This is a genomic window from Dyella sp. SG562, assembly GCF_011759495.1.
In the GTDB taxonomy this organism is placed as follows: Bacteria; Pseudomonadota; Gammaproteobacteria; order Xanthomonadales; family Rhodanobacteraceae; genus Dyella_D; species Dyella_D marensis.
Genome location: NZ_JAAOYS010000002.1, coordinates 336,298 through 362,037, shown reverse-complemented (window position 1 = coordinate 362,037; position 25,740 = coordinate 336,298). Strand labels below are relative to the sequence as shown.

21 protein-coding genes are annotated in these 25,740 nt (G+C 67.1%); 7 read left to right on the top strand and 14 right to left on the bottom strand.

All coding sequences use genetic code 11. The features are described 5' to 3' along the window. Positions 1 to 122: 122 nt before the first annotated feature. Positions 123 to 2,081, top strand: a complete 1,959-nt coding sequence (locus tag FHW84_RS04975; protein ID WP_167253033.1) for a CocE/NonD family hydrolase — start codon at positions 123 to 125, stop codon at positions 2,079 to 2,081. A 6-nt stretch (positions 2,082 to 2,087) separates the two neighbouring features. Here the strand turns inward: FHW84_RS04975 and FHW84_RS04970 are convergent, their stop codons facing one another. From FHW84_RS04970 to FHW84_RS04955, 4 genes are all read right to left on the bottom strand, one after another. Then, entirely contained in the window at positions 2,088 to 2,978 is an 891-nt protein-coding gene (locus FHW84_RS04970; protein WP_167253032.1) for an EamA family transporter, read from the bottom strand. A 297-nt stretch (positions 2,979 to 3,275) separates the two neighbouring features. After that, positions 3,276 to 5,714 carry a TonB-dependent receptor gene (locus FHW84_RS04965; RefSeq protein WP_167253031.1) on the bottom strand — a complete coding sequence of 813 codons (2,439 nt, stop codon included), beginning with the start codon at positions 5,712 to 5,714 and terminating at the stop codon, positions 3,276 to 3,278. Between the two features lie 267 nt (positions 5,715 to 5,981). Beyond that, positions 5,982 to 8,420: a glycoside hydrolase family 3 N-terminal domain-containing protein gene (locus FHW84_RS04960; RefSeq protein WP_343203561.1), complete on the bottom strand. Its 2,439-nt coding sequence runs from the start codon at positions 8,418 to 8,420 to the stop codon at positions 5,982 to 5,984. A 292-nt stretch (positions 8,421 to 8,712) separates the two neighbouring features. After that, entirely contained in the window at positions 8,713 to 9,723 is a 1,011-nt protein-coding gene (locus tag FHW84_RS04955; RefSeq protein WP_167253029.1) for a LacI family DNA-binding transcriptional regulator, read from the bottom strand. Between the two features lie 131 nt (positions 9,724 to 9,854). Between FHW84_RS04955 and FHW84_RS04950 the strand changes: the two genes are divergently transcribed. After that, a complete protein-coding gene (locus FHW84_RS04950) occupies positions 9,855 to 10,718 on the top strand; it encodes a LysR family transcriptional regulator (protein ID WP_167253028.1) in 864 nt (287 codons plus the stop codon). A 74-nt stretch (positions 10,719 to 10,792) separates the two neighbouring features. On the opposite strand, the gene FHW84_RS04945 is transcribed toward FHW84_RS04950, so the two are convergent. Continuing rightward, positions 10,793 to 11,356, bottom strand: coding sequence for a lipocalin-like domain-containing protein (locus FHW84_RS04945; RefSeq protein ID WP_167253027.1), 564 nt, complete (start codon positions 11,354 to 11,356; stop codon positions 10,793 to 10,795). A 287-nt stretch (positions 11,357 to 11,643) separates the two neighbouring features. Between FHW84_RS04945 and FHW84_RS04940 the strand changes: the two genes are divergently transcribed. Then, positions 11,644 to 12,546: a LysM domain-containing protein gene (locus FHW84_RS04940; RefSeq protein WP_343203560.1), complete on the top strand. Its 903-nt coding sequence runs from the start codon at positions 11,644 to 11,646 to the stop codon at positions 12,544 to 12,546. 39 nt (positions 12,547 to 12,585) lie between these two features. Here the strand turns inward: FHW84_RS04940 and FHW84_RS04935 are convergent, their stop codons facing one another. The 5 genes from FHW84_RS04935 to FHW84_RS04915 all read right to left on the bottom strand — a co-directional run bounded on the left by FHW84_RS04935 (position 12,586) and on the right by FHW84_RS04915 (position 18,580). Beyond that, the gene (locus tag FHW84_RS04935) at positions 12,586 to 14,274 is read right to left on the bottom strand and encodes a protein kinase (RefSeq protein WP_167253026.1); all 1,689 of its coding nucleotides are present in this window, start codon (positions 14,272 to 14,274) and stop codon (positions 12,586 to 12,588) included. After that, entirely contained in the window at positions 14,271 to 14,798 is a 528-nt protein-coding gene (locus tag FHW84_RS04930) for an FHA domain-containing protein (protein WP_167253025.1), read from the bottom strand. The genes FHW84_RS04935 and FHW84_RS04930 overlap by 4 nt, the downstream gene beginning before the upstream one ends. A 615-nt stretch (positions 14,799 to 15,413) precedes the next feature. Next, positions 15,414 to 16,802 carry an XVIPCD domain-containing protein gene (locus FHW84_RS04925; RefSeq protein ID WP_167253024.1) on the bottom strand — a complete coding sequence of 463 codons (1,389 nt, stop codon included), beginning with the start codon at positions 16,800 to 16,802 and terminating at the stop codon, positions 15,414 to 15,416. A gap of 36 nt (positions 16,803 to 16,838) precedes the next feature. Next, entirely contained in the window at positions 16,839 to 17,582 is a 744-nt protein-coding gene (locus tag FHW84_RS04920) for a hypothetical protein (RefSeq protein ID WP_167253023.1), read from the bottom strand. A gap of 149 nt (positions 17,583 to 17,731) precedes the next feature. Further along, the gene (locus FHW84_RS04915; RefSeq protein WP_167253022.1) at positions 17,732 to 18,580 is read right to left on the bottom strand and encodes an AraC family transcriptional regulator; all 849 of its coding nucleotides are present in this window, start codon (positions 18,578 to 18,580) and stop codon (positions 17,732 to 17,734) included. A 137-nt stretch (positions 18,581 to 18,717) separates the two neighbouring features. Between FHW84_RS04915 and FHW84_RS04910 the strand changes: the two genes are divergently transcribed. Further along, positions 18,718 to 19,686 (top strand): alpha/beta fold hydrolase, encoded by a 969-nt coding sequence (locus FHW84_RS04910; protein WP_167253021.1) that lies wholly within the window; start codon positions 18,718 to 18,720, stop codon positions 19,684 to 19,686. A gap of 43 nt (positions 19,687 to 19,729) precedes the next feature. Here FHW84_RS04910 and FHW84_RS04905 read toward each other — a convergent pair whose 3' ends face one another. Together FHW84_RS04905 and FHW84_RS04900 are read right to left on the bottom strand one after the other, a co-directional pair. Continuing rightward, positions 19,730 to 20,671 (bottom strand): hypothetical protein, encoded by a 942-nt coding sequence (locus FHW84_RS04905; RefSeq protein ID WP_167253020.1) that lies wholly within the window; start codon positions 20,669 to 20,671, stop codon positions 19,730 to 19,732. Continuing rightward, on the bottom strand, positions 20,664 to 20,918 hold the full coding sequence (locus FHW84_RS04900; RefSeq protein ID WP_167253019.1) for a hypothetical protein: 255 nt from the start codon (positions 20,916 to 20,918) through the stop codon (positions 20,664 to 20,666). The genes FHW84_RS04905 and FHW84_RS04900 overlap by 8 nt, the downstream gene beginning before the upstream one ends. Before the next feature lie 488 nt (positions 20,919 to 21,406). On the opposite strand from FHW84_RS04900, the gene FHW84_RS04895 reads away from it, so the two are divergent. Next, the gene (locus FHW84_RS04895; protein WP_167253018.1) at positions 21,407 to 21,766 is read left to right on the top strand and encodes a YciI family protein; all 360 of its coding nucleotides are present in this window, start codon (positions 21,407 to 21,409) and stop codon (positions 21,764 to 21,766) included. A 55-nt stretch (positions 21,767 to 21,821) separates the two neighbouring features. On the opposite strand, the gene FHW84_RS04890 is transcribed toward FHW84_RS04895, so the two are convergent. Next, complete coding sequence (locus FHW84_RS04890) at positions 21,822 to 23,240, bottom strand: N-acetylmuramoyl-L-alanine amidase (protein ID WP_167253017.1); 1,419 nt, start codon at positions 23,238 to 23,240, stop codon at positions 21,822 to 21,824. 347 nt (positions 23,241 to 23,587) lie between these two features. On the opposite strand from FHW84_RS04890, the gene FHW84_RS04885 reads away from it, so the two are divergent. Together FHW84_RS04885 and FHW84_RS04880 are read left to right on the top strand one after the other, a co-directional pair. After that, positions 23,588 to 24,193 carry a hypothetical protein gene (locus FHW84_RS04885; RefSeq protein WP_167253016.1) on the top strand — a complete coding sequence of 202 codons (606 nt, stop codon included), beginning with the start codon at positions 23,588 to 23,590 and terminating at the stop codon, positions 24,191 to 24,193. A gap of 84 nt (positions 24,194 to 24,277) precedes the next feature. Further along, positions 24,278 to 24,511, top strand: coding sequence for a hypothetical protein (locus FHW84_RS04880; RefSeq protein ID WP_167253015.1), 234 nt, complete (start codon positions 24,278 to 24,280; stop codon positions 24,509 to 24,511). 83 nt (positions 24,512 to 24,594) lie between these two features. Here FHW84_RS04880 and FHW84_RS04875 read toward each other — a convergent pair whose 3' ends face one another. Then, entirely contained in the window at positions 24,595 to 25,737 is a 1,143-nt protein-coding gene (locus FHW84_RS04875) for a sugar ABC transporter permease (RefSeq protein ID WP_167253014.1), read from the bottom strand. Between the last annotated feature and the right edge of the window lie 3 nt (positions 25,738 to 25,740).

The window sequence follows — 25,740 nt, the reverse complement described above, 5'->3', positions numbered from 1 at the left end:
GGGGGATGCCGGGCCTCGCCGGATAATCGCATCTTATAAGAGCCATTAGCGTTTTTAGTTTTCGCCGGCGCGCGGGCCGTGCCTAAGATCGAACGGACATCCCCGCTGAAAGGATCGGACGCATGAGGACCACCCTGGGCAGGTCGCTGTTGATGTGCCTCTTCGCCATGGCGGCCACGGTGGCCGCGGCCGACGCACCGCGGAAGCAGGCGCCGCTGTACGGCATCAACGATATCCCGAAGACGTTCGACGACGCGGTGCCGGGCGGGCAGGACTTCGTCAAGCGCGTGGCGATGATCCCGATGCGCGACGGGGTGAAGCTCTACACGGTGATCATGCTGCCCAAGGGCGCGCACGATGCGCCGATCCTGCTGACGCGCACGCCGTACAACGCGGACGAGCGCGCGGGCAATGCGACCAGCTCGTCGCTGCTGTCGGCGTTGCCCTTGGGCGATGCGGTGTTCGCGCAGGCCGGCTATATCCGTGTCTATCAGGACGTGCGCGGCAAATACGGTTCGGAGGGCGACTACGTGATGATGCGGCCGGTGCGCGGGCCGCTGAATCCCACCAAGGTGGATCACGTCACCGACGCCTGGGACACCATCGACTGGCTGGTGAAGCACGTGCCGGAATCGAACGGGCGCGTCGCCATGATCGGTTCATCGTACGAAGGCTTCACCGCCGCCATGGCCTTGCTCGATCCGCATCCGGCGCTGAAGGCGTCGGTGCCGGAGAGTCCGGTGATCGATGCCTATATGGGCGACGACTGGTTCCACCATGGCGCGTTCCGCAACCTGATGCTCGGCTATGTGCATATGCAGACGGTGCAGAAGGGTGCCGGCGCGGTCACGCCCAGCGACACCTACGACAAATATGAGGAGTACCTGCGCGCCGGCTCCACCGGCGACTACGTGCGCAGCCGAGGCCTGGACAAGCTGCCGTTCACGGCGCGGGTGATGGAACACCCTGCCTACGATGCGTTCTGGCAGGGGCAGGACCTGGTGCGGCTGCTGGCGGCGCATCCCTCGTCGGTGCCCACGCTGTGGGAGCAGGGCCTGTTCGACCAGGAGGACATGTGGGGTGCCAACCATGCGTGGCTGGCATTGAAGGCCGCCGGCCATGCGTCCAACAACTGGCTGGTGCTGGGCCCGTGGTCGCATAGCCAGGTCAACGGCACCGGTTTTGCGCTGGGGCCGCTCAAGTGGTCGGGCGACACCGCACTGGAATACAACCGCGACATGGTGCTGCCCTTCCTCGAACACTACCTGCGCGACAAGCCGGCGGCGCCGCTGGCGCACGTCTCGGTCTACAACACCGGCGACAACCGCTGGGACCGCTTCGAGGACTGGCCCACGGCCTGCGAGCACGGCTGCGTGAACGCCCTGAAGCCGCTGTACCTGGGCAAGGATTTCGGCCTGAGCTTCGCCGCGCCCACCGAAGCGGATGCGGGCGACAGCTATGTCAGCGATCCGGCCAGGCCGGTGCCCTTCCTGCCGCGCCCCGTGCTGGATCCGTTCTTCGCCTACGGCTCGACCTATGCCGGCTATCTGCCCTGGAGCAAATGGCTGGTGAGCGACCAGCGCTTTGTCGATGGACGCACCGACGTGCTGGTGTACGAAACGCCGGTGCTGACCGCGCCGGTGCGCGTGCAGGGCATCCCCGTGGCGGACGTGCGCGCGGCCACCACGGGCACCGATGGCGACGTGGTGGTGAAGCTGATCGACGTGTATCCCTCGCAGGTGACGCACGATCCGTCGATGGGCGGCTATGAGTTGCCGATTGCGCTGGATATCTTCCGCGGCCGCTACCGCGAGAGCTTCGAGCATCCCAGCGCGATTCCGGCGAACCAGCCGCAGCGCTATCGCTTCGAGCTGCCGAACGTGAACCACGTGTTCCAGCCGGGGCACCGGATCATGGTGCAGATCCAGTCCTCGCTGTTTCCGCTGTACGACCGCAACCCGCAGACCTTCGTGCCGAATATCTTCGAGGCGAAGCCGGGCGATTACCGCGCGGCGACGATCACGGTGCTGCGGTCGGGCGCGCAGCCGTCGGCGGTGTGGTTGCCGGTGGTGGAGCGCTGAGCCGCTTCAATTCACGGCCGTGCCCGGCTCGACGGCGGTCGGCCGGCGCACGCTCAAGGCGGTGCCGGCCGAAGCGATGATGATGGCGCCGATGGCCAGCCACTGCAGCGTGGTCAGGCGCTCGCCCAGCAGGGTGACGCCGGCCATCGCGGCGACGGCGGGTTCCAGGCTCAGCAAGGTGCTGAAGGTGCGCGCGGGCAGGCGCGTCATCGAGATCATTTCCAGCGAGTACGGCAGCGCGGAACTGAGGAAGGCCACGCCCAGCGCGTACGGCAGCAGCGAAGGCGACAGCAGTGCGGTGCCGGCGTGCGCCACGCCGAAGGGGATCGCCAGCAGGGCGCCGATCGAAGTGCCCAGCGTGACCGCATCGGCGCCATACGCCGCGCCGGTGCGCTGGCCCAGCACGATGTACAGCACCCAGCCCACGCCCGCCGCCAGCGCATACATCACGCCCACCGGATCGAGCGCATGCACCTGGCCTTGCAGGGGCAGCAGCAGGAGCAGGCCGCCGATCACCAGCGCGATCCACACGAAGTCGATCAGGCGGCGCGAGCCGATCATCGCCAGCGTCAGCGGGCCGGTGAATTCCAGCGCCACCGCGATGCCCAGCGGGATCGTGCGCAGCGACATGTAGAACACCAGGTTCATCGCACCCATCGCCAGGCCGTAGCCCCACAGCACGCGCCAGTCCTTGCCGCGGTGGACGCGGCGCCACGGGCGGCGCCACAGCAGCAGGATCAATGCGCTGAGCCCCAGCCGATACGCCGTGGCGCCCTGCGCGCCGACCTGGGGGAACAGGTGCTTGGCCAGGGAGGCGCCGCACTGGTACGACACCATGGCGATCAGCAGGACCCCGATCGCGAGCGCGACCTGGGCGTGGGTGGTGCGGGGCGGCATGTGGGGGCCATCACGGGGTGAGGTCCGTACATCATGCCAGCAGGCATGGTCGAAGCGGTCGCAGCGAAGCCGGACTGCTGACATCCCGTGGCAGCAGCGCAGGTTGGGGTGAGCGCAGCGAACCCCAACGGTGCGGCCACGCGGGAGGCCTGTTGGGGTTCGCCTTCGGCTCACCCCAACCTACGCGTCAGGCGGCAGCGGCGTGTCCGCTTTCGCCCTGAAGAAAGGGCCGGGTCGCGCGGACCCGGCCAAGGGGAGTACGCCGGCGCCATCGCTGCGCCGGCGGATGGAACCCGGTCAGAACCACACGCCCAACTGCACCCCGAACGTCCGCGGCGGCAGATACTGCGACACGTACTGGAAGCTCCCGTCCGGCATCGCAAACCGCCCCGCACTGGTCCGCACGCGGCCGTCGGTGACGTTCTGCACGAAGGCCGCCGCCCACCAGCGATCCTGCGGCTCGGTATAGCGCAGCGCCAGGTCGCCGCGGAAATAAGCCTTCTGCTTATCCCCTGCCCCCAGGTTGAACGTGCTCAGCCACTGGTCGCTCTGGTACTGCCCGCTGAAACGCGGCGTCAGGCGGCCGCCATTGCCCAGATGAAAATCGTGCTCGTAGATCGCGGTGAGCGCGACATTCGGCGCATGCGGCAGATCGTTGCCGGAGATATTCATGCAGGCCGAAATACCCGACTGCGGCGCGCACGCCGGCAGTCCCTGGTAATCGTTGCTGCCCGCGTAGAGCAAGGTGCCCAGCTCCTTCTTCGGGATCAGCGACAGCACCAGGTTGGCGCGGTCGTCCTTGTCCTGGTACGCCAGCTCCGACTCCAGGCCCGCCACCTTGGTGCTGCCCTTGACGTTGTTGAAGCCCAGGCCGCGGTTGCCGTCCGGATAGGTGATCGGCGCGGACAGCTGGAAGTCCTTGAAGTCCTCGTAGTACGCCGCGGTGTTCCAGGTGAGCTTGCCGTCGAGGAAGACGAACTTGGTGCCGATCTCGTAGTTGGTCAGCGTCTCCGGCTTGTACAGCGTGCCGGCGTCCTGCGTGCCGCCGGACTTGTAGCCGGTGGAAACGCTGGCATACAGCAGGCCGTGTTCGCTGATGTCGGTATCGATGCGCGCCAGCCAGGTCACGCGGTCGTCGCTGTACTTGGCGTCGTTGCGCGTGGAGATATTGAAACCGGTCGCGGGGCTCGGATACGTGCTCGGCGCGATCGGCACCTGCGGCACCGTGGCGTCATAGGCCCAGCCCCAGCCGCGGCCGCCGATGTTCTTCTTCTCATCGTCCGACCAGCGCAGGCCGCCGGTCAGGCGCCAGTGGTCGGACAGATGCCAGGTGGCCTGGCCGAACAGCGCGGTGGATTTCACCGTCTCCTTGGGCTGGATGAAGGAGCCCTGCCACGCCACCGACTCCGACACCATCGTGCCGTTCATGATCGGGATGTCGAAGCGGATGTTGTTGTCTTCGTAGCCGTAATAGGCGCCGACGATCCAGTCCACGGTCTGCTCGCCCACCGACTTCAGGTCGAACTCGTGGCTGTAGCTCTTGTAGTTCGACGAGTTGGTGCGGTCGTTCTGCGAGGAAGCGCCGGTGGCGAAGCTGGTCGGCACCTGCACGCCGGAATCCTGGTCGAACTGGCTCTTGCCGGAGAAATGGTTGTAGCCGGCCACATAGCTCAGCTGCATATTGCTGCCAATGTTCCAGTCCATGCGGCTGCGCAAGGTGCCGGAGTTGCGGTGCAGATCGGGCGCGGTGTCGATCAGCGCGGACCAGAACTTCTGCCCCTGCCGCGGCTGCTGCATCAGGCCCATGTTGAGCGTGCCGCGATCGATGAAGTACTCGTACGAGAGGTTCCACTTGAACGCCTCGCTCGGCTGCCACAAGGCGCTGACGCGCGCGGCCGATTGATCCTGCGCGCTGTACTTGTCGCCGCCCTGCACGAACAGGCTGGGGTCGATCGGGCGGAACTTGGCGGGGTTGCCGCCGGCGGCGAGATACGTCGCCTGCTGCTGCGCCACGCTGGGCAGCTGGCTGGACGGATTCTGGTAATCGACGTAGCCGTCGTGCTGGGCGTGCACCACCGCCACGCGCATGGCGAAGGTGCTGCTGATCGGCAGGTTCACCGCGGCGCGCGCGCCCATCATGTTGTAGTTGCCCGCTTCGACCTGCGCATTGCCGTAGAAGCCGGCATTGATGTCGGGCTTGGCGGTCTGGAAGCTGATCGCGCCGGCGGTGGAGTTGCGGCCCCACAGCGTGCCCTGCGGGCCGCGCAGCACTTCCACGCCGTCCATGTCCAGCAGCAGGCCGGCGGCGGCTTCGGCGCGCGGCGAGTACACGCCATCGACGAAGGTGGCCACTTCCGGGTCGGCGTATTCGGTCTTGGCGCTGTCGTTGCCGATGCCGCGCATGGTCAGCGTCACCACGCCGTGGTCGCCCTGCGCGGTGGCCTGCAGGCCGGGTACCAGGCGGGTCAGGTCCTGCACCGTCATCACGCGCTCCTTGTCGAGCGTGTCGGGCGTGATGGCGCTGACGGCGACCGGCGTCTTCTGCAGCGGGGTTTCGCGCTTGGTGGCGCTGACCTCGATGGCGTCGAGCTGCTTGACCTTCTTGTCCGGCGCGGTGCCGCCCTGTGCAGGTGTGTTCTGTGCAGGCGCGGCCTGCGGACCGTCCGCCGCGAACGCCGCCGGCGTGGCGAGCGCCAGGGCCAAGGCGACGTGCAAAGCTGAGTAGCGCAACTTCATGTAAGTCTCCCCTACTTCTTGGCGATGGGCGCCGCCGTCTCCCCGACGGCGGCGTGATGCTGGATGTCAAAATGACAGCGCTGTCATTCGGGGATGATAGACCGCCTTTCCCGCGGAAGCTTGACGCGTGGCAGCACGCGTGAACTCCACATCAAACCCTTGCTGTGACGGGCTTTGCGAGGGTCCGCCAGCGAACGTGGCGGCCCTCATGGTGCATAGCGGGAAGAGGCTTGCGGCAGCGCCGTGCCGGGCTGCCCGGTTCGGCGCTTATCTGGCGCAGTCGACGACCTGGTCGGCGTCGGTGCCCAGCGCGACGCGCGCCAGCGCCACCGACGATCCGGCGCCCGCGCCCCACACGAACGGCTGGTCGATGCGGTGCATGTCGGCGCCCGCGGCGCGGAAGCATTTGAGCGGCACGCCGATGCGCGTCCACGTGCCGGTGGGCAAGGCCGCCAGCGTCGGACCCAGCGCCACGCGCCCCTTGCAGCCGGCGCCGCAGCCCATGCCGATCCATGCGTCCTTGCCCGGCAGCGCATCCACGCGCACGGTCGCCACCAGCAGCACGTCGCCATTGGTCTGGCGATCCAGATCGAACGGTGCGCGCGACTGGATGGTCAACTCCGCGCCGCTCTTCTTCCACTCGAAGCGGCGTGCGTCTTCCTGCGCCTTGTAGTCGAGCGCGCTCATGCGCAGGCTGCTGTCGCCGGTGGCCGACTGCGACGTGCTGACCACCGAGGCAACGCCGTCGGCGCCGAGCAGGCGGAACGTATAGCCGCGCACCGACTTGCCGCGGTCGAGATAGTTGCCCACCGGAATCTGCTCGCCGCTGATGCCCGAGGCTTCCGACAGGTCGGTAACGTTGGCATGGTCGGCATAGCGCAGGCCGTAGCCGAACGGAAAGCGCGATTCGCCCTGCCCGTGCACGCCGCTGCCCGGCCATGCGTAAGCGAGCTTGCCGTGGAAGTCGTTGGCGATCTTGCCGTCGCGCTTGCGCAGCAGCACGTCGGCGACGCCACCGCCTTCGCTGCCCGGCAGCCACGCCGCGACGAAGGCATCGGAGGCGTTGATCTCGCGATTCACCCACAGCGGACGGCCGCTGAGGAACACCGCCACCACGGGAATGCCGTCGCCATGCAGGCGGCGCAGCAGTTCCAGATCGTGTTCGTCGCCGGGGCGATACAGCAGGTTGGGCAGGTCGCCCTGGAATTCCGCATAAGGGTCTTCGCCGAACACCACCACGGCGACGTCCGGCTTGCTCGCGTAGCGGCCGTCGGCGGCGATCTCGGCCTGGCCACCCGCTGCCTTCACCTGCTCGGCGATGCCGGCGCCGATCGATTGCGCGCCCGGAAAGTCCTTATTGCTCAGCCCCGTGCCTTGCCAGGTGAGCGTCCAGCCGCCGCTCTGGCGCGAGATGTTGTCCGCCGCATCGCCGGCCACCAGGATGCGCTTGCGCGGATCCAGCGGCAGCAGGCCGTTGTTGTTCTTGAGCAGCACCAGCGACTCGCGCACGGCGCGGCGCGCCAGCGCGCGATGCGCGGGGCTGCCGATCACCTCGGCGGATTTCGCGGCCAGCGGCTGCGCGGAGGGCAGGCCGGCTTCGAACAGGCCGGCGCGGAACTTCACGCGCAGAATGCGCGCCACCGCGTCGTCCAGCCGCGCGGCGGAGATCGCACCGGATTTCGCCTCGGCCAGCGTGTGCTCGTACAGGCCGCGCCAGCTGTCCGGCGCCATCAGCATGTCCACGCCCGCATCGATCGAAGCGGGGCAGTCGACGTTGCTGCAGCCCGGCACCTGGCCATGGCCGTTCCAGTCGCCGACCACGAAGCCCTGGAAATCCATGCGGCCCTTGAGCACGCCGGTGAGCAGCGCCTTGTTGCCGTGCATCTTCTGGCCGTTCCAGCTGGAGAACGAGGCCATCACCGTCTGCACGCCGGCATCGATCGCCGGCGGATAACCGGCGGCGTGCACTTCGCGCAGCCCGGCTTCGCTGACCTGCGCGTCGCCCTGGTCCTTGCCGTCCTTGGTGCCGCCGTCGGCGAGGAAGTGCTTGGCCGAAGCGACGACGTGCGAGGCGTCGAGGAAATGCGGCGTGCCGGCCTTGCCCTGCAAGCCTTCGATCATCGCGGCCGCGTACTGCGCCACCACTTTCGGGTCCTGCGCGTAGCCTTCGTAGGCGCGGCCCCAGCGCAGGTCCTGCGGCACGGCGAGGGTGGGCGCGAAGGTCCAGTTGATGCCGGTGGCGCGCACTTCGGCCGCGGTCGCCGCGCCGATGTCGCGGATCAGCTGCGGATCGCGCGTGGCGCCCAGCGCGGAGTTCTGCGGAAACAGCGTGGCGCCCACGGTGTTGTTGTGGCCGTGCACGGCGTCGATGCCGATCAGCAGCGGGATGGCCTGGCGGCCGTCGCTGGTGTCCATCGCGGCGCGGTAGAACGCATCGGCCAGCGCCTTCCACTGTGCCGCGGTGGCGGTGGTCTTTCCTTCCGGCTTGGAATTGCCGCCGGCGAGGATGGAACCGAGGCGGTAGGTGCGCAGGTCGTCCGGCGTGATGGCGGAGATGTCGGCCTGGATCAGCTGGCCGACTTTTTCTTCCACGCTCATCTTCGCCATCAGCGCGGCGACGCGCTGTTCGAGCGCGGCATCGCGCGGCAGCGGCCAATGCGCCGCGGGCCATTGCTCGGGATGGACGGCCGTATCGGCGGCCGTCACGGCGCCGGGCGGCAGACAGGCGAGGGCGAGGGCCCAAGCGATCGGTGCAACACGCATACGACGAACGGACGCCAGCACGCCTTTCTCCCTTCCACGATAAGAACCATCGGCGCTCACCCCGGAGCTGCCCCCAGAGCCGCTGAGCCTGCCAGAAATGACAGCGCTGTCAATTAGCATTGCAGCACTTTAGGACCAGACCGTAGGTTGGGGTGAGCTGCAGGCGAACCCCAACGGTGCGGCGCGTTTGGACGTTGCGATGTTGGGGTTCGCCTGCGGCTCACCCCAACCTACGTCAGGGCTTGGCGGTGGATTCGCGTATTTGCAGGGAATAGGGCACCTGCAACAGCAAGCCCGGACCGCGGCCGCGCAGCTTGTCCATCAGCTGCAAGGTGGCCAGCTTGCCCATCTCGCGGCTGGGCTGCCGCACGGTGGTCAGCGGCGGCCACAGCTGGGTCGCCAGCGGGGTGTCGTCGAAGCCGCACACCGAGAGATCCTTCGGCACCTTCAGGCCCCGCTCGTTCGCCGCCCACATCACGCCCGCCGCCATGTCGTCATTGGCCGCGAAGATCGCGGTCGGCCGCCTGGCCAGCTCGAACAGGCCGCGCGCGGCGATGACGCCGGATCCGAAGGTGAATTCCCCTTGCACCACCAACGCCGGATCGAACGGCAGGCCGGCCGCGGCCAGCGCTTCCTTGTAGCCCTGCAGGCGCCAGCGGCTGGCGCCGTGGTTGGCGATGCCCAGGATATGGCCGATGCGCTTGTGGCCCAGCTCGAGCAGATGTTGCACCACCGCCTTCGCCGCCTGCTGCTCGTCCATGCACACGCCGATGGCCGCTTCGCGTTGCAGCGGCGAGATGCTCGCGCAGGGCACGCCGTGTTCCTGCAGGCGGCGCAGCAGGGGCGCGTGGTCGGTGAGCGGCGGCGTCATGATCACGCCGTCGATATGGTGGTCGGCCACCAGCGCGTCGATGCGGCGGATCGGATCGTGCCCGCGCAGGCGCAGCGGGCTGACCATCATGCTGTAGCGGTGCGCATCGCAGGCGTCGAGCACGCCGTCCTGGATCTCGGCCAGGTACGTGGACGCGGGGTTCTCGTTGTTGTCGTACAGCATGGCGATCAGGAACGAACGGCTGCCGGCCAGGCCGCGCGCGGCGGGACTGGGCCGGTAGTTCATCTGCTCCATCGCGGCCAGCACTTTCTTGCGCGTGGATTCCTTGACCGACGGCTCCTCGTTCAGCACGCGGGACACCGTCTTGGGCGACACGCCCGTCGCGCGCGCTACGTCTTCCAGGCGGACCCGCATGCCATTCCCCACGTCGACTGCCGCCAGGGACTATGCCTGCCGCGCCGGACGCTTTACAAGAAGGCGCCCGGCGCGCACGGAACCGCCGCGCCGCCCCGCAGTCACACGGACCGTCCACCGGAAGCGCCTCGATGAAGTCCTCCACCAAAGCCCTCGACCTGGATGCCGTGAAGGCCTTCGTCTTCATCGCCGACCTGCAGAGTTTCACCCGCGCCGCGCAGACGCTGGCCACCACGCAGTCGGCGCTCAGCCTGAAGCTGCGGCGGCTGGAAGAGCAGCTGGGCCGGCGCCTGCTGGAACGCACCCCGCGCCAGGTGCGGCTGTCGGCGGAAGGCTCGCTGTTCCTGCAAGCGGCGCGCGAACTGGTGGGGGCGCATGAGCGTGCGGTGTCGTCGTTCCACGTCGAGCGGCGCCGCCTGACCGTGGGCATCAGCCAGCTGATCGTCGGCAGCGAACTGCCGGCCCTGCTGCGCCACATGAACGAGCACGACGCGCAGCTGCTGCTGGAGCTGCGCGTGGGCGGTTCGCGCGAACTGCTGCAGGCCTACGAGGAGGGCGCGCTGGACGCGATCCTGGTGATGCAGCCGGAAAGCCGCCGGCAGGAAGGCGAGGTGATCTACGCGGAGCAGTTCGCCTGGATCGCCGCCGCGCATTGGCGGCTGCGCCCGGGCGAACCGCTGCCGCTGTCGACGCAGGGCGAGTCGTGCAGCATCCGCGCGGCGGCGGTGCGCGCGCTGGACCAGGCCGGCATCGCCTGGACCGAAGTCTTCATCGGCAAGGGCGCGGCGGTGCTGGGCGCCGCCGCCGCGGCCGGACTTGCCGTGGCCGTGCTCGCCCGGCGCGCGGCGCCGGGCGGCACGGTCGACGTCGGGCCGGCGCTGTCGCTGCCGGAGCTGCCGCGGCAGGACGTGGTGCTGTACACGGGGCTCAACGACCCGCGCTCGCGGCAGGCGCTGCGGACCCTGGCCGAGGCGTTCAAGCACCTGGCGGCGTAGGTTGGGGTGAGCGCAGCGAACCCCAACGCTGCGGCCACGTTGGGGTTCGCCGTCGGCTCACCCCAACCTACCCGTCAGTCGAGCTTCCGCCAGACGACTTCGCCGTGCGCACCCTCGGACGAACCGCTCGACGGCTTGGCCACGATATAGGTCAGCTGATTGCCGTCGCGGCTGAAGCCGGTGCTGCCGCCGCGGCCGTTCCAGTTCGGGAAGGTGGCCTGCGCGATATGCGAGGTCAGCTGGTCGCCCTGCACGCCGACGGTGCCGTAGTGCGCATTGATGTCCAGCGAGGCGGCGCGGTATTCCTCCGGCGTGCCCTTGGCCTTGTCGCCCGCGGCGAACGGCGTGCGCGTGGCGCGCGCGATCACCATGGCGTAATGGCCGTGCGCGTCGATCATCCACTGGCCCTGCGGATCGTGCCCGTACAGCTCGACGCGGCGGCCGTCCGGATAGACGTTGTCGCAGCGGACCAGGGTCCAGGTGCCCACCAGCCAGGCCGGCACCGGCATGGCGGCCATGTCCATGGCGGGCTTGGCGCCGGCACTGTCCGGCGGCGCGGCAACGGCGGCCTGGGCGAAGGAAGCGGACAGCGCCACGAGCAGGGCGGCCGAAAGCATGCGGGTGCGATGGCGAAGCATGGGGATCCTCGATGCGTGGGGAAGCCAGTGCAGGCTAGGCCCGCGCCGAGGCGTCGAACAGCCGGCCGGGGCGTATTTCAGCGATGGCGAATCGGCATGACTGGCTTGATCGTTCCGGGCCACGCAGGCATGGCCCTCTCGCGCGCCGGCCGTGTCGGCGCTAATGTCGCTTCGCTCTTCCCCGCGCCAATGCGGGAAGAACGCGGCAGGGCAGGCGATCCCGGAAGATCGCCGCCTCGGAGCGGCGCCGGACAAGGCGGCGCCGGACGATACAGGGGAAGACGGTGGTGGTTTCGTTGCATTGCAGGCGCCTGGCGCTGGTCGTGTCCGTGCTGGCGCTGGCCGGCTGCGCGCAGGTCAAGGTGGTCCGTTCGGAAGTGGACAAGGCCCTGGGCAACGCGCCCGCGGCGAAAACGGCGCCGGCCGCGAATGCCGATGTGCGCGACGCGGACCTGATGCCGCCGGCCACCGTGGTCAACACCTATCTGCAATACGGCCGCTACGCCGACGGCGAACGCCGCCTGCGCCAGTACCTGGCGCGCTATCCCGGCGACCGCGCCGCGCAGGGCCTGCTGCGCCAGCTCACCGCCGATCCGCGCGAGGCGCTGGGCGCGGCTTCGCGCAACTACGTGGTGCAGCCGGGCGATTCGTACAGCACGCTGGCCTCGCGCTTCCTGGGCGACGCCAGCCGTTTCCTGATCCTGGCCCGCTACAACGGCTCGGACGACCCCTCCGCGCTGCACGTGGGCGACACCGTGCGCCTGCCGACCGCGCCGTCGCGCGCGCCGGCCGCCGACACCCTGGTGGTGCGCGCCACGGCGGACGACCTGCTGGCGGCGCCCACGGCGCCCGCGGGCAATCCCGCGCCGGCTGCCACGCCCGCCGACGCCCAGCGCCTGCAGGCCGAAAGCACCGTGCTGCTGCGCCAGGGCCGCAAGACCGACGCGCTGGCGCGGCTGGACCAGGCGCTGAAGCTCGATCCTCACCTGAAGCCGGCCGGCGACCAGCTGCTGCGCGACCAGCTGCTGTCCACCTACCACGAGCGCGCGGTGCTGCTGTACCGCGACCAGAAGCTGGACCAGGCGATCGCGCTGTGGGACCACGTGCTGGATATCGACCCCAGCTACGAGCGGGCGGTGATCTATCGCGCCCGCGCAGTGGAATTGAAGCAGCGCCTGAAGCAGCTCTGAGGCGGGCCAGCTCCGAGACGGGCCAGCTCTGAGACGGCCTCAGCCCAGCGCTTGGCGGTCCTCGTCGTCGGCCTGCAGCACCAGGGTGGGCTGCGCGGCCGCATCGGCGGCGGCACCCGGGGCGGAAGGCGTCTCGCCCGGCTGGCGCGCCTGCAGCGAGCTGTTCATCAGGTTGAAGGTGGCGAACAGCCGGCCCAGTTCGTCGCGCCGCACCAGGCGGATGCGATAGCCGTACTCGCCGCGCGCCACGCGCAGCATGGCCTCGCCCAGCATGCCCAGCAGCGCCAGCGGGCGGCGGAACAGCGCATAGGCCGCGCCGACCATCGCCGCCAGGGTCACTACCAGCACCGCCGCGATCACCCAGAAAGTGGTGCGCTGCGCGGCCGCCAGCGGCGCGGTGCTCACGCCCAGGCGCAGCAAGCCGACGCCCTTGTCCTGGTAGCGGATCGGCACGTCGAACAGCAGCATCGCCGCTTCGCCCGCACTGCCCATGCGGCCCCGGTAGCTGGTGACGCCGTCGTCCAGCACGCGGCGCGACAGGGGGGCGGGCGCCAGCGCGCCGCCGAGTTCCGCCGGCGCCGTGCTGGCTACCACGTTGCCGTCGCGGTTGGCGATGGCCAGGTAATGGATCTGCTGGTTGCGCGCCACGTCCTGCACCAGGGCGCGGGTGGCCGCGTCGTCGTGCAGCAGCAGGTTTTCCGCCGCCTCGCCGGCGACCACGCGGCCGAGCGAGCCGCCGAAATCCGTGGCCAGCCCGTTCACCGCGGTGTTCTGCTTGGCATAGATGGCGGCCAGGCCGGCCAGCAGCACCACGCACAGGATCGCGGCCAGCGCGCCGATCCAGCGCGTGCGCAGCGAGATGATGCGCGAGGCCAGCGGCGATTCGTGCGCGCGCTCGTACTCCTTGCGCGCCAGGCGCAGGTCGTCGATCACCTCGGCGCCGCGCTGGTAGCGCGTGGACGGGGCGGGCGAGAGCAGGGTGTTGACGACGCCGATCAGCATGGCCGGCGTGGCCGGGTCGATCGGGTCGATGACCGGGCGCGGCAGGCGCTGGCGTTCGCGCAGCAGGCGCGGCAGGTCGGGCATGTCCGGCCAGGGCAGCTTGCCGGTGATCAGCCAGTACAGCACCACGCCCAGCGAGAACAGGTCGCTGCGCGCATCGGCCGCTTCGCCGCGCAGGCGCTCCGGCGCCATGTAGGCGGGCGTGCCGCCGACGATGCGGCCGTCGCCTGCTCCCTCGGCACGGCGCTCCGCGATGCCGAAGTCGCTGAGCTTGGCGTAGTGCCAGTCGTCGACCAGCATGATGTTTTCGGGCTTCACGTCGTGGTGCAGCACGCCCTGGCCGTGCGCGTAGTCCAGCGCCGCGGCCATCTGCGTGGCCAGCTCGATCACCACCGACAGGGGCGGCAGGCCTTCGCGCGCCACGCGGCTGGCCAGGGACTCGCCGGTGAGCCGCTCCATCGCGATATAGGCGCGGCCGTCCTCGGTGCGCCCGGTGTCGAAGATGGTGACGATATTGGGGTGGACCAGCTGGCCGGCGGCGCGCGCCTCGGCCAGCAGGCGTTCTTCCAGGCCGCGCGCGGCGGCGCGGCGGTGCAGGCATTTGATCGCCACGGGGCGGTCGATGCCGGGGTCGAAGCCGGCATACACCATGGCCATGGCGCCGGCGCCGAGCACGCCGTCGATGCGGTAGCGGCCGATCATCCGCGGTGCGGCGACGGCGTTCATGCGCGGGTGGTCAGCCACCAGGTGAGCACCGCGGCCCCGGCCAGCGCCACCGCCACGGCGGCAATCAGCCACCCGGTAACGGCGCGCATGCGCCCGCCCGGTTCGCGGGTGAGGAACACGAACTCCGCCTGGCCGAAGCGCACGCGATCGCCGTGGCGCAGCGGCGCCTCGTGCACGCGCTGGCCGTTGACGAAGGTGCCGTTGGTGGACAGCGTGTTCATGACCACGTAGTGGCCTTGCTGGTTCATGATCCAGGCGTGGGTGGACGACACGCTGAGGTCGTCGATCACCACGTCGTTATGGCCGCCGCGGCCCACTGTCTGGCGCCCCGCGTGCAGGGCGAAGCGGCGGCCTTCGAAGCCTTCGGAAGCCCCTTCCAGCACCGGCGACTGCGCGCTGGCGCGGCCGTCGGTGTCCGGTTCGGCCTGGGCGGCCAGGCGCTTGAGCTCCTCGGCCGAAAACAGCCGCGTGCCTTGCGGGCCGGCGGAACGGCGGGGCGGAGGAGTGGCTCGATGGGTTTCCATGGCGCGTTTCGCTGCGGATCAGCCCGACACTGTAGCCAACATATGTCGGCCATGGCGACCAAAGCTTGACGGGGCGCACATGGGGACGCTTCGACGGGGATGGTTCTTGGGCTTGTCGCGAGATTCGATGACGCGCTCCGCCCAGCCCCTCACCCCGGCCCTCTCCCCGGAGGGGAGAGGGGGATGGAGAGCGAAGCGAAAATCGAACCAAGAGCCCGCGGCGCAGCCGCGGCGTTCCGCTGGCGCGCCTTTGCTCTTGATCTACCGGGTCCCCTTGGCGCCGGCGGTGAGGGCTGGACGAAAAGGCCCCCGCAAGGGGGGCGAGGACATGGATGTCCTCGCCTTTTTGACTCGGGCAGGATGCCCGATCAAAAAGCCCGGCCAGCCCTCACGGACCCTCAGCAGCTACGCTGCTGAGGGCGCCAAGCAGGGTGCCCTTTCTTCTTGGTTACTTCTTCTTTGGGCACGCAAAGAAGAAGTAACTCGCCCCGCGGCAGCGGGGCGAAACACTCGCCGAAGGCGAGACAACCAACCGTCAACGCAACAACCGAGCGATACCGCCACCGGATCCCGGCCTACGCCAGGATGCCGACGATGAGGCGCCGCTTTGAAGCCTCAGCGAGATGGCGAGCCAAGCTGCTGGGACTGTTGCTGTTGCTGTTGCTGCTGCTGGTTCCTGGCCTGCTCCTGGCCCGGCGCGCTGTGCAACTGCGCGCTGGAAGCGCTGCTCTGCGCCAGCGGCGTGTTGATCGCCTGGCCCACGTTCACCTCGGCGTGCTGCTTGAACGGCGAGCGCAGGTCGCCCTGCACGGCCCAGGCGCGCGAGCCGTCGTCATTCAGCACCACGTGGTTGATCTGCTTCAGGCCCTGGCGCTGCGCCTCGACGGCCAGCGAGCCGGCGAAGTTCTCGCGCTGCGCGCTGGAGGCGCCGCCGCCCAGCTTCTGCACGCCGTCCAGCGCCTGGTTGTAAAGCGCGTGCTGCGGGTGACCGGGCTGGTTGAGCAGCGGCTTGGCTGTTTGCTCCTGCGCATGCAGCCTGGTCTGCGTCTGCAGCTGCTTCTGGGTGAGCGGGCCGGCTTCGCCGTCGCGCTGGAGGTGATGGTCGTGCTGGAACGCTTCCAACGCACCCTTGGTGCCGGGGCCGAACTGCCCGTCCACGCGCAGCGGCTTGCCGTCGGCGCCCTTGTAGCCCAGGTCGTGCAATTGCTTCTGCAGCGCGCTGACGTCCTGGCCCTTGTCGCCTTCCTTCAGCACCGCATGGCCGGCCGGGGCCGCGTGCCTGGGCGGCTGCGCCTCGGACTTGGCGGGCGGCACCGGAATGGGAGCGGCCGGCGCATTGGCCGACTTGGCCGGCACGCCCTTTTCCAGCTCCTGCGCGTACTTGGCGTACTTGTCCATCTGCTGGCCCATGCCCTTGTAGGCCTCGGCCACCGTCATGCTGCCGTCGCCGTACAGGCCCGGGTTGCGCTCGATCACCTTGTGCGAGAGCACGTGGTCCACGCGCTGGTTCGGGTCGGCCTTCAGCGCCTCCAGGAACTTGGTGCCGCCGCCCTGGCCGAGGTTGTGCAGCGCATAGACGTTGGCGTCCGCATCCGGGCCGCCCAGCTTGGCGCCGAGCTGCATGTTCTGCTTGGTGAATTCCGCCAGCATGCCGGCCTGCAGCTTGGAGTTGTTGCGCATCTCCGGCGAATTGATCTGGTCGGCGGTGAGCTTGTCGGCGTTGGGCACGCCGTACTTCTCGCCGTACTTGTGCACCATGCCGACCCAGGTGTCGTCCAGGAACTGGCCGTAGCCATAGGCCGAGGACATCGCCTTGGTGCCGTCGAACTGCGTCACCGTGTTCAGTTCCGCGTGCTTGGCGCCGGCGATGGGGCGCGCATGCGGGTTGTAGCCGGACTCGAAGCCGGCGATCTTGGCCATCAGGCCCGGCTCGATGCCGGCCTTGGCGGCGGCCTCGGCGAGGTCCTGCTTGTTCGCTTCCCAACGTTCGTCGATCTTGGACATGTTCGTTTCCTCCGTGAACAAGGGCGCCCGGGCGGATTACTTGCCCGCGGGCAGCTGGTACGCGTATTTCTTCGGGTCGAAATTCACCGTGATGTCCTCGACCTTGGCCTTCGCCCGGGTCTTGGTCACGGTCAGCGGGAACAGGCCCGGGCCGGCGCGCTCGGCGACCTTCAGCTCGTAGGTCACGTCCTGCGCGCTGGCCTTGGTCTGCGGGATGCGGCTGACGTCGACGAAGCCGCCCTGGCGTGGCATGACGATGCTGTAGTCCGCCACCACCTTGCCCTGGATGGCGCTGCCGCTGACGAACAGCCAGCCGTAGTCGCCCTGGTTGCTCAGCTTGACGAAGCCGGCCTTGTTGCAGCCGCAGTAGCCGTTGCTGCCGAATTCCATGGCGCTGTCCATGGCCACGAAGGTCCACTCGCCCTTGGCGTCGATGCTGACCTGGAACGCGCCCAGCAGGCCGGGATCGGTCTGGCCGTAGCTGTAGCGGTTGTCGTCGTGGATGTCGTACGCATTGGCGGCGTAGACGAACAGCTGCTTGCCCTTGGCCGTGTCCACCAGCTCGGGCTTGCCCGGCTGCATGCAATAGGTGAGGTCGTCGCCCTGCTCGGTGGTGTGGGTAAAGGTCCAGCAGGCGTGCTTGGCGTCGTACTGCTTGCCGTACTGGTCTTCCATGACCGCCTTGACGATGGCGTTGAGGTCCGGCGCGGGGGCGGCACAGGCGGTCTGGCCCAGCAGCAGCACGGACAGGGCGAGTCCTGCCCCGGTGATCTTGTACATCTGACGTCTCCTTCGCATCACGGTCGGCTTCCTGCGAAATCACAGTAGCGGCGGGACTTTAGCCGCTTTGTGCGGGAGCCGGGTGTAAATGCGGTTAACGGTAACGCGAGGATGTGAACCGCTTCATGCCACGGGCAAATTCGGATAATTCAACGCTTGCCAGGCACGATCTGCGAAGGGTTCACCCCCAGCACCCGCCGCACGCAGCGCGCCATGTGGCCCGCATGCGCAAAGCCTGCTTCGGCCGCGATCGCCGTGAGGCTCAGCCGGCCCTCCATCAAGCGCAGCCGCGCGCGCTCGACGCGCCGCTCCATCACGAAACGGTGCGCCGGCAACCCGGTGGCCTGGCGGAACAGCGGCTTGAAGTGGGACAGGCTGTAGCCGGCCACGGCGGCCAGTTCGGGCAGGGTGAGGTCTTCGTCGAGGCGGGCCTCGATGTATTCGACGACGCGGCGCAGGCGCCAGGCGGGCAGGGCGCGCGTCTGGGCCGGGGCTTCCCGGCGCGTCTGCAGCACCAGCAGGCGCGCGGCCAGCGCGGAGGCGAGGCTGTCGGCGAACAGCCGGCCGCCCGGATGCGCGTCGCGTTCCTCCGCCTGCATCATCCAGCCGATGCGTTCGACCTGGGGGTCGCGGATGTGGATGGAAGGCGCGAGGGCTGCGTCATAGGCGCCGGTGCCCATCGCCTCGGCCGTTTCCCGCAGCAATTGGGGTGACAAGCGCAGCAGCAGCGAGGTGGCCGGCGCGGCCAGCGTCCAGCGTGTGCTGGAACCGGCGGGGACGACGCAGAACTGGCCGTGCAGGCGGGTGCCTTCGCGTTCCACGCGGCCGGCGCGGTACGACACCGGCACCGGTACGCCCAGGTGCAGGCACAGCACGTGGCGATGATCGACCGGCGAGTCGAAACGGCCCGACGGCACCGGCGAAGTGAGCACATCCAGCAGCGGCAACGGCCCCGCGGCGGCGGCAGGGGCGGGATAGCAGTCGGGGCGGCCGGTCATGCCCGCCATCGTTCGACGATCCCGGCCGACCGGCATGTGCCGGAAATCATCCCTCCGTGCCCGGCGCCGGCCGTTCGTGCCGGTGCAGCTCCAGCGCAGGCGCCAGCATGGCGGCCGTCCCCGAACGGAGTCCGACCATGCAGCGCCGCCAGTTCCTGCAGTACAGCCTCGCCACCCTGGCCGCCGGCGCGATGGCCGGATGGATCGCTCCGGCGCAGGCCCGCGGCCTGCCGGGAGAAAGCCGCACCGATGCCGCGGCCTTCCGCGCCATGCGCCGCTACGCCGAACTGCCGTTCGGCCGGATCGCCTACGCCGACCGCGGCCGCGGCAAGGCCGCCCTGTTCCTGCACGGCGCCCCGCTCAACAGCTACCAGTGGCGCGGCGCGATCGACCGCCTCGCCGCGCACCGCCGCTGCATCGCACCGGATCTGATGGGCCTGGGTTATTCGGAAGTCCACGAAAACCAGGCGCTGGGCGCCGCGGATCAGGTGGCCATGCTCGCCGCGCTGCTGGACAAGCTCTCCATCCGCGGTGTCGACATCGTCGCCAGCGACTGCGGCACCGCCATCGCCCAGCTGTTCCTCGTCCGCTACCCCGAGCGCGTGCGCACCCTGCTGCTCACCAACGGCGACGTGGAAATCGACAGCCCGCCGGCGAAGGTGCAACCCGCCATCGACATGGCGCGCAAGGGCACGCTCGCCGACGCCACCGCTCAATGGCTGACCGACCGCAGCCTCGCCCGCGCCACCTTCGGCGCCAGCGTATTCCACGACCCGAGCCGCTTCGCGGACGCAACGATCGACTACTACGTGACGCCGCTGGTGAGCACGCCGCTGCGGCGAAAGCAGTACCACGCGTTTCACCTGGCGCTGGAGCCGAATCCGCTGGCGGGGATCGAGGCGAAGCTCCAGCGCAGCCAGGTGCCGGTGCGGATGGTGTGGGGGGCGAGCGACGATATTTTTGCGATGGGGGATGCGGAGTATCTGGATCGGGTGTTTCCGCGCTCGCGTGGGATACGGCGGGTGGCGGAGGGGAAGTTGTTCTTTCAGGAGGAGTATCCGGAGGTCATTGCGGCAGAAGCCATGCACCTCTGGGGTTTGGCCTGATAGCGCGAACTCCACCCAAGCAACGCGGGAAAGTCAGCAAAGCTCAATCGCTCCCGCTGCGATCATCGATCGCGATCAACGTGTGGTAACGACGAATCAACGAACCATTTGCGACCGTTCTTACCTGAAACTTGGCTCTTGTAGGCGTAAAGAGCAGCTTGTCGAGCTCATGCTGCATGCCGGCCTTTTCGAGCAGGCGCGCAGGCCCCGGGTCCATCCTTCCTGTCAATTTTTCACCCGCCACTGGGGCGAATTCGAATGACTTGCTGGTAAAGCCAACGATCTGACCTTCGATCCACCCCGTCTGCTCCTGGGCTATGCGCGTCAGATCGGCCCGGGATCGCGCCCTGCTTATTTCAGCGTGCGATACCTCCCGGTCTCGACTGCCTTCCACGATCCTGAAGGTCGCCCCGCCTTCATCCAGCACGGAAAAGAACTCTTTAAGACAAGCGACCACGCGATCATCGAACTGCTCGATCGTATCTGCCCATTCGTCTCCATCTCCTCCCAGCCTGGAGATGGCATCGGAGATCTGCTCTATGGCGACCGCCAGCTCAGTCTCAACCATCTGACTTTGCTCCGGTGCCTCCTCAAGTACAAAACCCACAGAACCTCGCGCCACGTCGGTAATCATCAGTCGCGCCTCGCCTTGCACCGGAACGGGACCCCGCGAGCCAAGATCGCCGGCTTCCATACGCGCGAACTGACGAGATACGAGCTTCTGGAAGCTATCCATGGCCTTGCTGGCGAATTCCGCATCCACGCCACGTGAACCGATTACCGGTCGGCCACCAAAAAAGACTGCAACTTTCGCCAGCTTATCCGTGGCCCCTGCCAGCTCCGCGAGCTCCTGCTCCAAGGCATCGATCTTCTTCTGGAACTGCAACATTCCAACCGGGTCGCCAGCTTTTTCCGCGCCGGCCAGCATGGTGCGGGCCGCGCCAAGATCGGCGCGCAAGCCTTGAAGCCTCAGCTGCTTAATCATGGCCAGCCTCCGCGGTTTCGACCGACAGATCTTTTCCCAAGTCGATCTGAAGCAAGCCTTTCCACAGGAATGTTTCTCGCTGATGCGAAAAGAGCCCTGACCAATACGCTGTTTGCATCACCAGCCAGTTCGGAGCCACGCCGAGCTCCACCATGTACGCATCACACTGGTATATGCGCTTGCTCTCCTCAGGATCGAAGAGGTCCTGGCGCTCGTTGATCAGAGCGATCCATGCATCGATGCCCATATCCCTTGGTCGCCAACAGAAAGTGACGACGTCAACGCCCTCCGGTGGACGCTGGCGTGTGAGCTCGGCCGCCTCTACAAAACTTGATCCACTGGAACCCCTCGACTAGCCCCACGGTGCGTAAAGCCGAACGATAGCGGAGCAGTCCTTCGAAGATCTTCCGCCTCTCATCGCTTGTCACGAATTGGCGGCTGATGATGGCGAGATCGGTCGCGTAAGGCGACCTGCCGTCCGTGCTGTGCGCTTCTCCCACAAAGGGCGGAAGGACGCCGGAATGATTGAAAGATGGGATCACCTGCTCCCCCTTGGCCTGCCCTGGCCCCTCTTGCCGTCACATTGCCCCGGCTCACCGGTGCCCGACAAGGCTTTGCGCTCAGATTCAGAGTCTTTCGCATGTCGATTCCTCCGCCCTTCGTTCGTCGCCTGGATGGAACGCACCCTCGACAGGTTGCGCCGCCACTATTCCAACTTACCCAGGAGAGAAATCCATGCGCTTCCTTACCCTCATCCGCATCAACGAAAACTCCGGCCAGGCCCCCGACGAGCGCCTGATGACCGAGATGGGCAAGCTGATCGAGGAAATGAAAGAAGCCGGCGTGCTGATCGACACCGCCGGGCTCGCGCCGACCAAGGACGGCAAGCGGCTGCGGCTGTCGAAAGGCCGCATCAAGTCCACGGACGGCCCGTTTACCGAGACCAAGGAAGTGATCGGCGGCTATTTCATGCTCAAGGCCGCAAGCACGGAAGAAGCCGCTGGCTGGATCGAGCGCTTTCTGCAGGCGCATGGCGACCAGTGGGAAGTGGAGTGCGAGGTGCGGCCGCTGGATCCGCATTTCTCCGATCTCTGAGCGTACGGCGGAACACGGGCACGGCGCAGATTCGCCGCGCCCGTCTTTCCTTGCCTTAATAATGGGAATATTTGCAATTCACCTCGCCCTCTACAGGGCTCGACGCGACTCCATCGCGATCAATCAACGTGAGCCGATACTTCCGCACGCCGGGAACGCCAGGACAACGCAAGCCGTAGTAGATCATCGGGGAAGGCTCGATGTCCCTGGAGTCCTGTTGGCTCATGCATTCCGCAGCCGACGGATTGCAGCCAATCTCCTCGAAATTGAAAATGACCGGAGGCCTGGGAGATCCCTTGTAGCTGAAGATCATCGTCGCGTTGCTATGGATGTACCCGCTCCCTTGGCCTACCTCCGTAACGACGAAAGGCTCGCACCCTTCGCCGTCCATATATAGTTGAACACCCTTGGTCAGTCCGCTCACCGCCGCCCTCTTGAAATTTTCGTCGAGTAACGCGGCGGCATCCTTCTCGTTGGAATGGAAGGCCAGTTCTACCAGGGCAGATGGCATAGCGGCCAGACGGTTCTCACCATAGTCACCGTCATTCCTGGACTCATCGTCTATTTGAAAATCTTTGTACTTGGGCTGGGCTCGGATGACCTCCTTCAGGCCGCACAGAAGGCTATCCGCCAATTTTTTGCTTTCCGGCGAATCTTTGTAGTGATAGGCCCGCGCACCTCTCACCTTTCCGGATGGTTCGGCATTTGTATGTAGATGCACTAGCGCGTCCGCCCCTATGTGGTTGGCGAACAACGGACGACTTCTGATGTCTTCCAGGCGCTCGCGGCCCTTCGTCTTGTCTTCCGGCAACGAATGCCATATCTCTGGGTTCTCTGGATACTCCCAAGCCAAGTAGTACCGGGCAGAAATATAGCTCCAGGGCTTCCTTGTCTCGGCGTGAGTAAGGTCCCAGTCAAGCCGCGTCAACCTTGGCGTAAGCATCCCGGGTCGCTGACTCATCTCTTCCTTGAGAAGCCGCGCATACTCCATGGTGATGACATCTTCCTGCACGCCATGCTGTTCAGTGCGCTGAAATACCCAGGAGTAGCTGTCCTTTTCCCCATAGAGCCTGTAATGACCATGCCCCGGCGACAACACCACCCGTGGCCAGCTACGCATCCTCGCCCTTTGCCTTGGCGGCGGAGGCCGCTCCTCCGGACGGTAGAAATACATGTCCTTGCCATCGAACAGAAAGCTGATTCCACGGTGGGTGACCTGGTCGGCCAGCTCCAGATCGAAAGTGTTGATCAGCAAGCTCTCCAGGTCCTCCATGTCCGCCGTGTTCGATAGCTTGCCAAGGCCTGGACCCAAGTCGATCAGCACCCTTCCTCCATCGTCGAATCGCACGTCCACACGGATCGGACCTGGCCGTTCATCGAACCATATGCGCTGATTGGCCACTTCATGGAGCCGGCGGGATAACCGCACCTCCATCTGCCGCTTCGCTTCCGTAGCCACCAGTTCGATCGGCATGCTCTTTCCTGAGCGAACGCCTGAATGCGGTGCGGACTGTGCGTGTGCCGAGGACGCCGCGATCAGCCAGATCAACATCAGAGCGCAACGGCGCGTGACATGTTCGAGAGCGGACTTGCGCAACCGCTGCATGGGCACTTCTCTGATGTGAGTTGCGGCCCATCGTAGAAATGCATCGTGCTCTCGACCATCAGAGGAATCTGCTTTAACGAAGAATCCGATTATTTACTGCACGGAAGCGAGTTATCTCCTAAGACTCGTCTAAGGAGACACGTCTGGCGGCGCATCCAAGCTGCCTTTGAAGGACAATGCCAAGCGGGATATTCCACCATTCAAGGATGAAACCCATGAAGCGATTCGCCACACTCCTGCTGTCCGCTTTCATCTTCTCCACGCAGGTCAGCCCCATCGCCCAGCCCATCACCGCCGCACAGCTGCCCACCGGCATCACCTTCAAAGGCAACTTCAAGCAAGCCCTCCGCTGGACCGACGCCGAAGGCGACAACCTCGTCGTGGTCAGCACGCACAGCGACGACAACAGCGAATACGGCTACAACGACGACCTCTACGCCGTGCGCTACACCCTCGCCGGCGGCAAGGCGCAGTTGCGCTGGAGTCTGCACGACTACGTGCACGACTGCGGCGTCGACCACCAGGCCACTTTTTTCCACGGCGCAGCGCTGCAGGTCACCGACCTCGATGGCAACGGCACGGCGGAAGTGTGGATGGCGTATCGCCTGATGTGCCGCGGCGATATTTCTTCGGACACGATGAAGGTGATCGCCTACCAGGGTGCGCAGAAGTACGCGATGCGCGGCGAAACCAGGGATGCCGGCGGCCAGGGCGGCAGTTACGTTTTTGATACAGCCTTCCTGGAAGCGCCCAGGCGCTTGCGCGAATTCGCACGCAAGTTATGGGCCGCGCACGTGGCGGATGCGCCGGACGGCGAGTAAAGCGTCTCGGCCGTTTGGCTACTACAAAGCCCTGTTCGCGCTTGCTGTAATCGCCGGTCTCCACACCCGGCGGAGGACTGTGCGATGCGCTTGAAAGCCCCGATGCGTTGCGTCGAAGGGAATTACCGGCCCTGGCCAGAGGATTTCGATCCGACCAAGATCGAATACGACGCGGCGGTGGCGCACGCGCTGCTCGAAGCGATGGATCGCGGATGGGATTCCGGACTCAGCATCGATGCGCGGATGATCATCGAGGCTTATCGCAAGGCCTTGATCAACCGGGCGAATGACTTGATGTGGAAGTGGGGATATCCGTAGCGCGGCCAAGAAAACAAACGGTTGGTTTTCCTCTCGCTCCTGCCTTCCGTGGAAAGGGGGCAGCGCGGAAAACCGGCCGGCCTTCAGTCGCGCTGCGGGCGGGACAGCACGTCCACCCATACGGCGAGCACCAGGATGGCGCCCTTCACGATGTACTGCCAATACGTTTCCGCATCCATCATCGACATGCCGTTGTCGAGGCTGGCCATCACCAGCGCGCCGATCAGCGCGCCATGCACGGTACCGGCGCCGCCGCGCATCGAGGCACCGCCGATAAAACAGGCCGCGATCGCGTCGAGCTCGCCATTGGTGCCCGCCGACGGCGAGCCTGCCGCCAGCCGCGCGGTATTGACGATGCCGGCGAACGCGCACATCACGCCCATGACGCCGAACACCACCAGCTTCACCCGCGCCACGTTCACGCCGGACAGCCGCGTGGCTTCCAGGTTGCCGCCCACCGCATAGATATGCCGGCCCAGCACGGTCTGCGCGCCGAGGTAGGAGAACAGCGCCAGCAGCGCCACCAGGATCAGCACCGGCAGCGGAATGCCGCCGTAGCTGTTGAGGGTGGCCACGAACACCGCCAGCGCGATGCCGATCGCCAGCACTTTCAGCACGTCCGCCCACCACGGCAGCTGGCGAATCTGCAGCTGCGCGCGGCGGCGCCGGCGCAGCAGCGCAAGCACCGCCGCCACCGCGAAGATCGCCACGCCCAGCACGCTGGACAGCAGCGGCGACACATAGCCCTGGCCGAGATAGACCAGGTCGGCCGGCACCGGCGCGATGGTCGCGCTATGCGTCGTGCCCAGCAGCACGCCGCGGAAGGCCAGCATGCCGCCCAGGCCGACGATGAACGAGGGCACGCGCAGATGCGTCACCCAGAAGCCGTTGAACAGGCCGATCAGCAGGCCCAGCAGCAGCACCGCCACGATCGCCGCCGGCGTGGACCAGCCCTGGTTGACCGTCAGCACCGCCACCACGCCGCCGAGCAATCCCAGCAACGAACCCACTGAAAGGTCGATTTCGCCGGCGATGATCACGAACACCATGCCGCAGGCGAGCATGCCGGTGATCGCCATCTGCCGGAACAGGTTGGACACATTGCGCGCGGTGATGAAGTCGCCGCCGGTGGCCACGTGGAAGAAGATCCAGATCGCCGCCACCGCCAGCAGCAGGGCCAGGATCTTGTAGCGCGCGAACAGTTGCTGGATGGACTGGGCTTGCATGCG

Bases quoted from the DNA above. Each gene is read 5' to 3' on its own strand.
- FHW84_RS04975 (WP_167253033.1), top strand. From the start codon at position 123: ATGAGGACCACCCTGGGCAGGTCGCTGTTGATGTGCCTCTTCGCCATG.
- FHW84_RS04970 (WP_167253032.1), bottom strand. From the start codon at position 2,978: ATGCCGCCCCGCACCACCCACGCCCAGGTCGCGCTCGCGATCGGGGTC.
- FHW84_RS04965 (WP_167253031.1), bottom strand. From the start codon at position 5,714: ATGAAGTTGCGCTACTCAGCTTTGCACGTCGCCTTGGCCCTGGCGCTC.
- FHW84_RS04955 (WP_167253029.1), bottom strand. From the start codon at position 9,723: ATGCGGGTCCGCCTGGAAGACGTAGCGCGCGCGACGGGCGTGTCGCCC.
- FHW84_RS04950 (WP_167253028.1), top strand. From the start codon at position 9,855: ATGAAGTCCTCCACCAAAGCCCTCGACCTGGATGCCGTGAAGGCCTTC.
- FHW84_RS04945 (WP_167253027.1), bottom strand. From the start codon at position 11,356: ATGCTTCGCCATCGCACCCGCATGCTTTCGGCCGCCCTGCTCGTGGCG.
- FHW84_RS04935 (WP_167253026.1), bottom strand. From the start codon at position 14,274: ATGAACGCCGTCGCCGCACCGCGGATGATCGGCCGCTACCGCATCGAC.
- FHW84_RS04930 (WP_167253025.1), bottom strand. From the start codon at position 14,798: ATGGAAACCCATCGAGCCACTCCTCCGCCCCGCCGTTCCGCCGGCCCG.
- FHW84_RS04925 (WP_167253024.1), bottom strand. From the start codon at position 16,802: ATGTCCAAGATCGACGAACGTTGGGAAGCGAACAAGCAGGACCTCGCC.
- FHW84_RS04920 (WP_167253023.1), bottom strand. From the start codon at position 17,582: ATGTACAAGATCACCGGGGCAGGACTCGCCCTGTCCGTGCTGCTGCTG.
- FHW84_RS04915 (WP_167253022.1), bottom strand. From the start codon at position 18,580: ATGACCGGCCGCCCCGACTGCTATCCCGCCCCTGCCGCCGCCGCGGGG.
- FHW84_RS04910 (WP_167253021.1), top strand. From the start codon at position 18,718: ATGCAGCGCCGCCAGTTCCTGCAGTACAGCCTCGCCACCCTGGCCGCC.
- FHW84_RS04905 (WP_167253020.1), bottom strand. From the start codon at position 20,671: ATGATTAAGCAGCTGAGGCTTCAAGGCTTGCGCGCCGATCTTGGCGCG.
- FHW84_RS04900 (WP_167253019.1), bottom strand. From the start codon at position 20,918: ATGGGCATCGATGCATGGATCGCTCTGATCAACGAGCGCCAGGACCTC.
- FHW84_RS04895 (WP_167253018.1), top strand. From the start codon at position 21,407: ATGCGCTTCCTTACCCTCATCCGCATCAACGAAAACTCCGGCCAGGCC.
- FHW84_RS04890 (WP_167253017.1), bottom strand. From the start codon at position 23,240: ATGCCGATCGAACTGGTGGCTACGGAAGCGAAGCGGCAGATGGAGGTG.
- FHW84_RS04885 (WP_167253016.1), top strand. From the start codon at position 23,588: ATGAAGCGATTCGCCACACTCCTGCTGTCCGCTTTCATCTTCTCCACG.
- FHW84_RS04880 (WP_167253015.1), top strand. From the start codon at position 24,278: ATGCGCTTGAAAGCCCCGATGCGTTGCGTCGAAGGGAATTACCGGCCC.
- FHW84_RS04875 (WP_167253014.1), bottom strand. From the start codon at position 25,737: ATGCAAGCCCAGTCCATCCAGCAACTGTTCGCGCGCTACAAGATCCTG.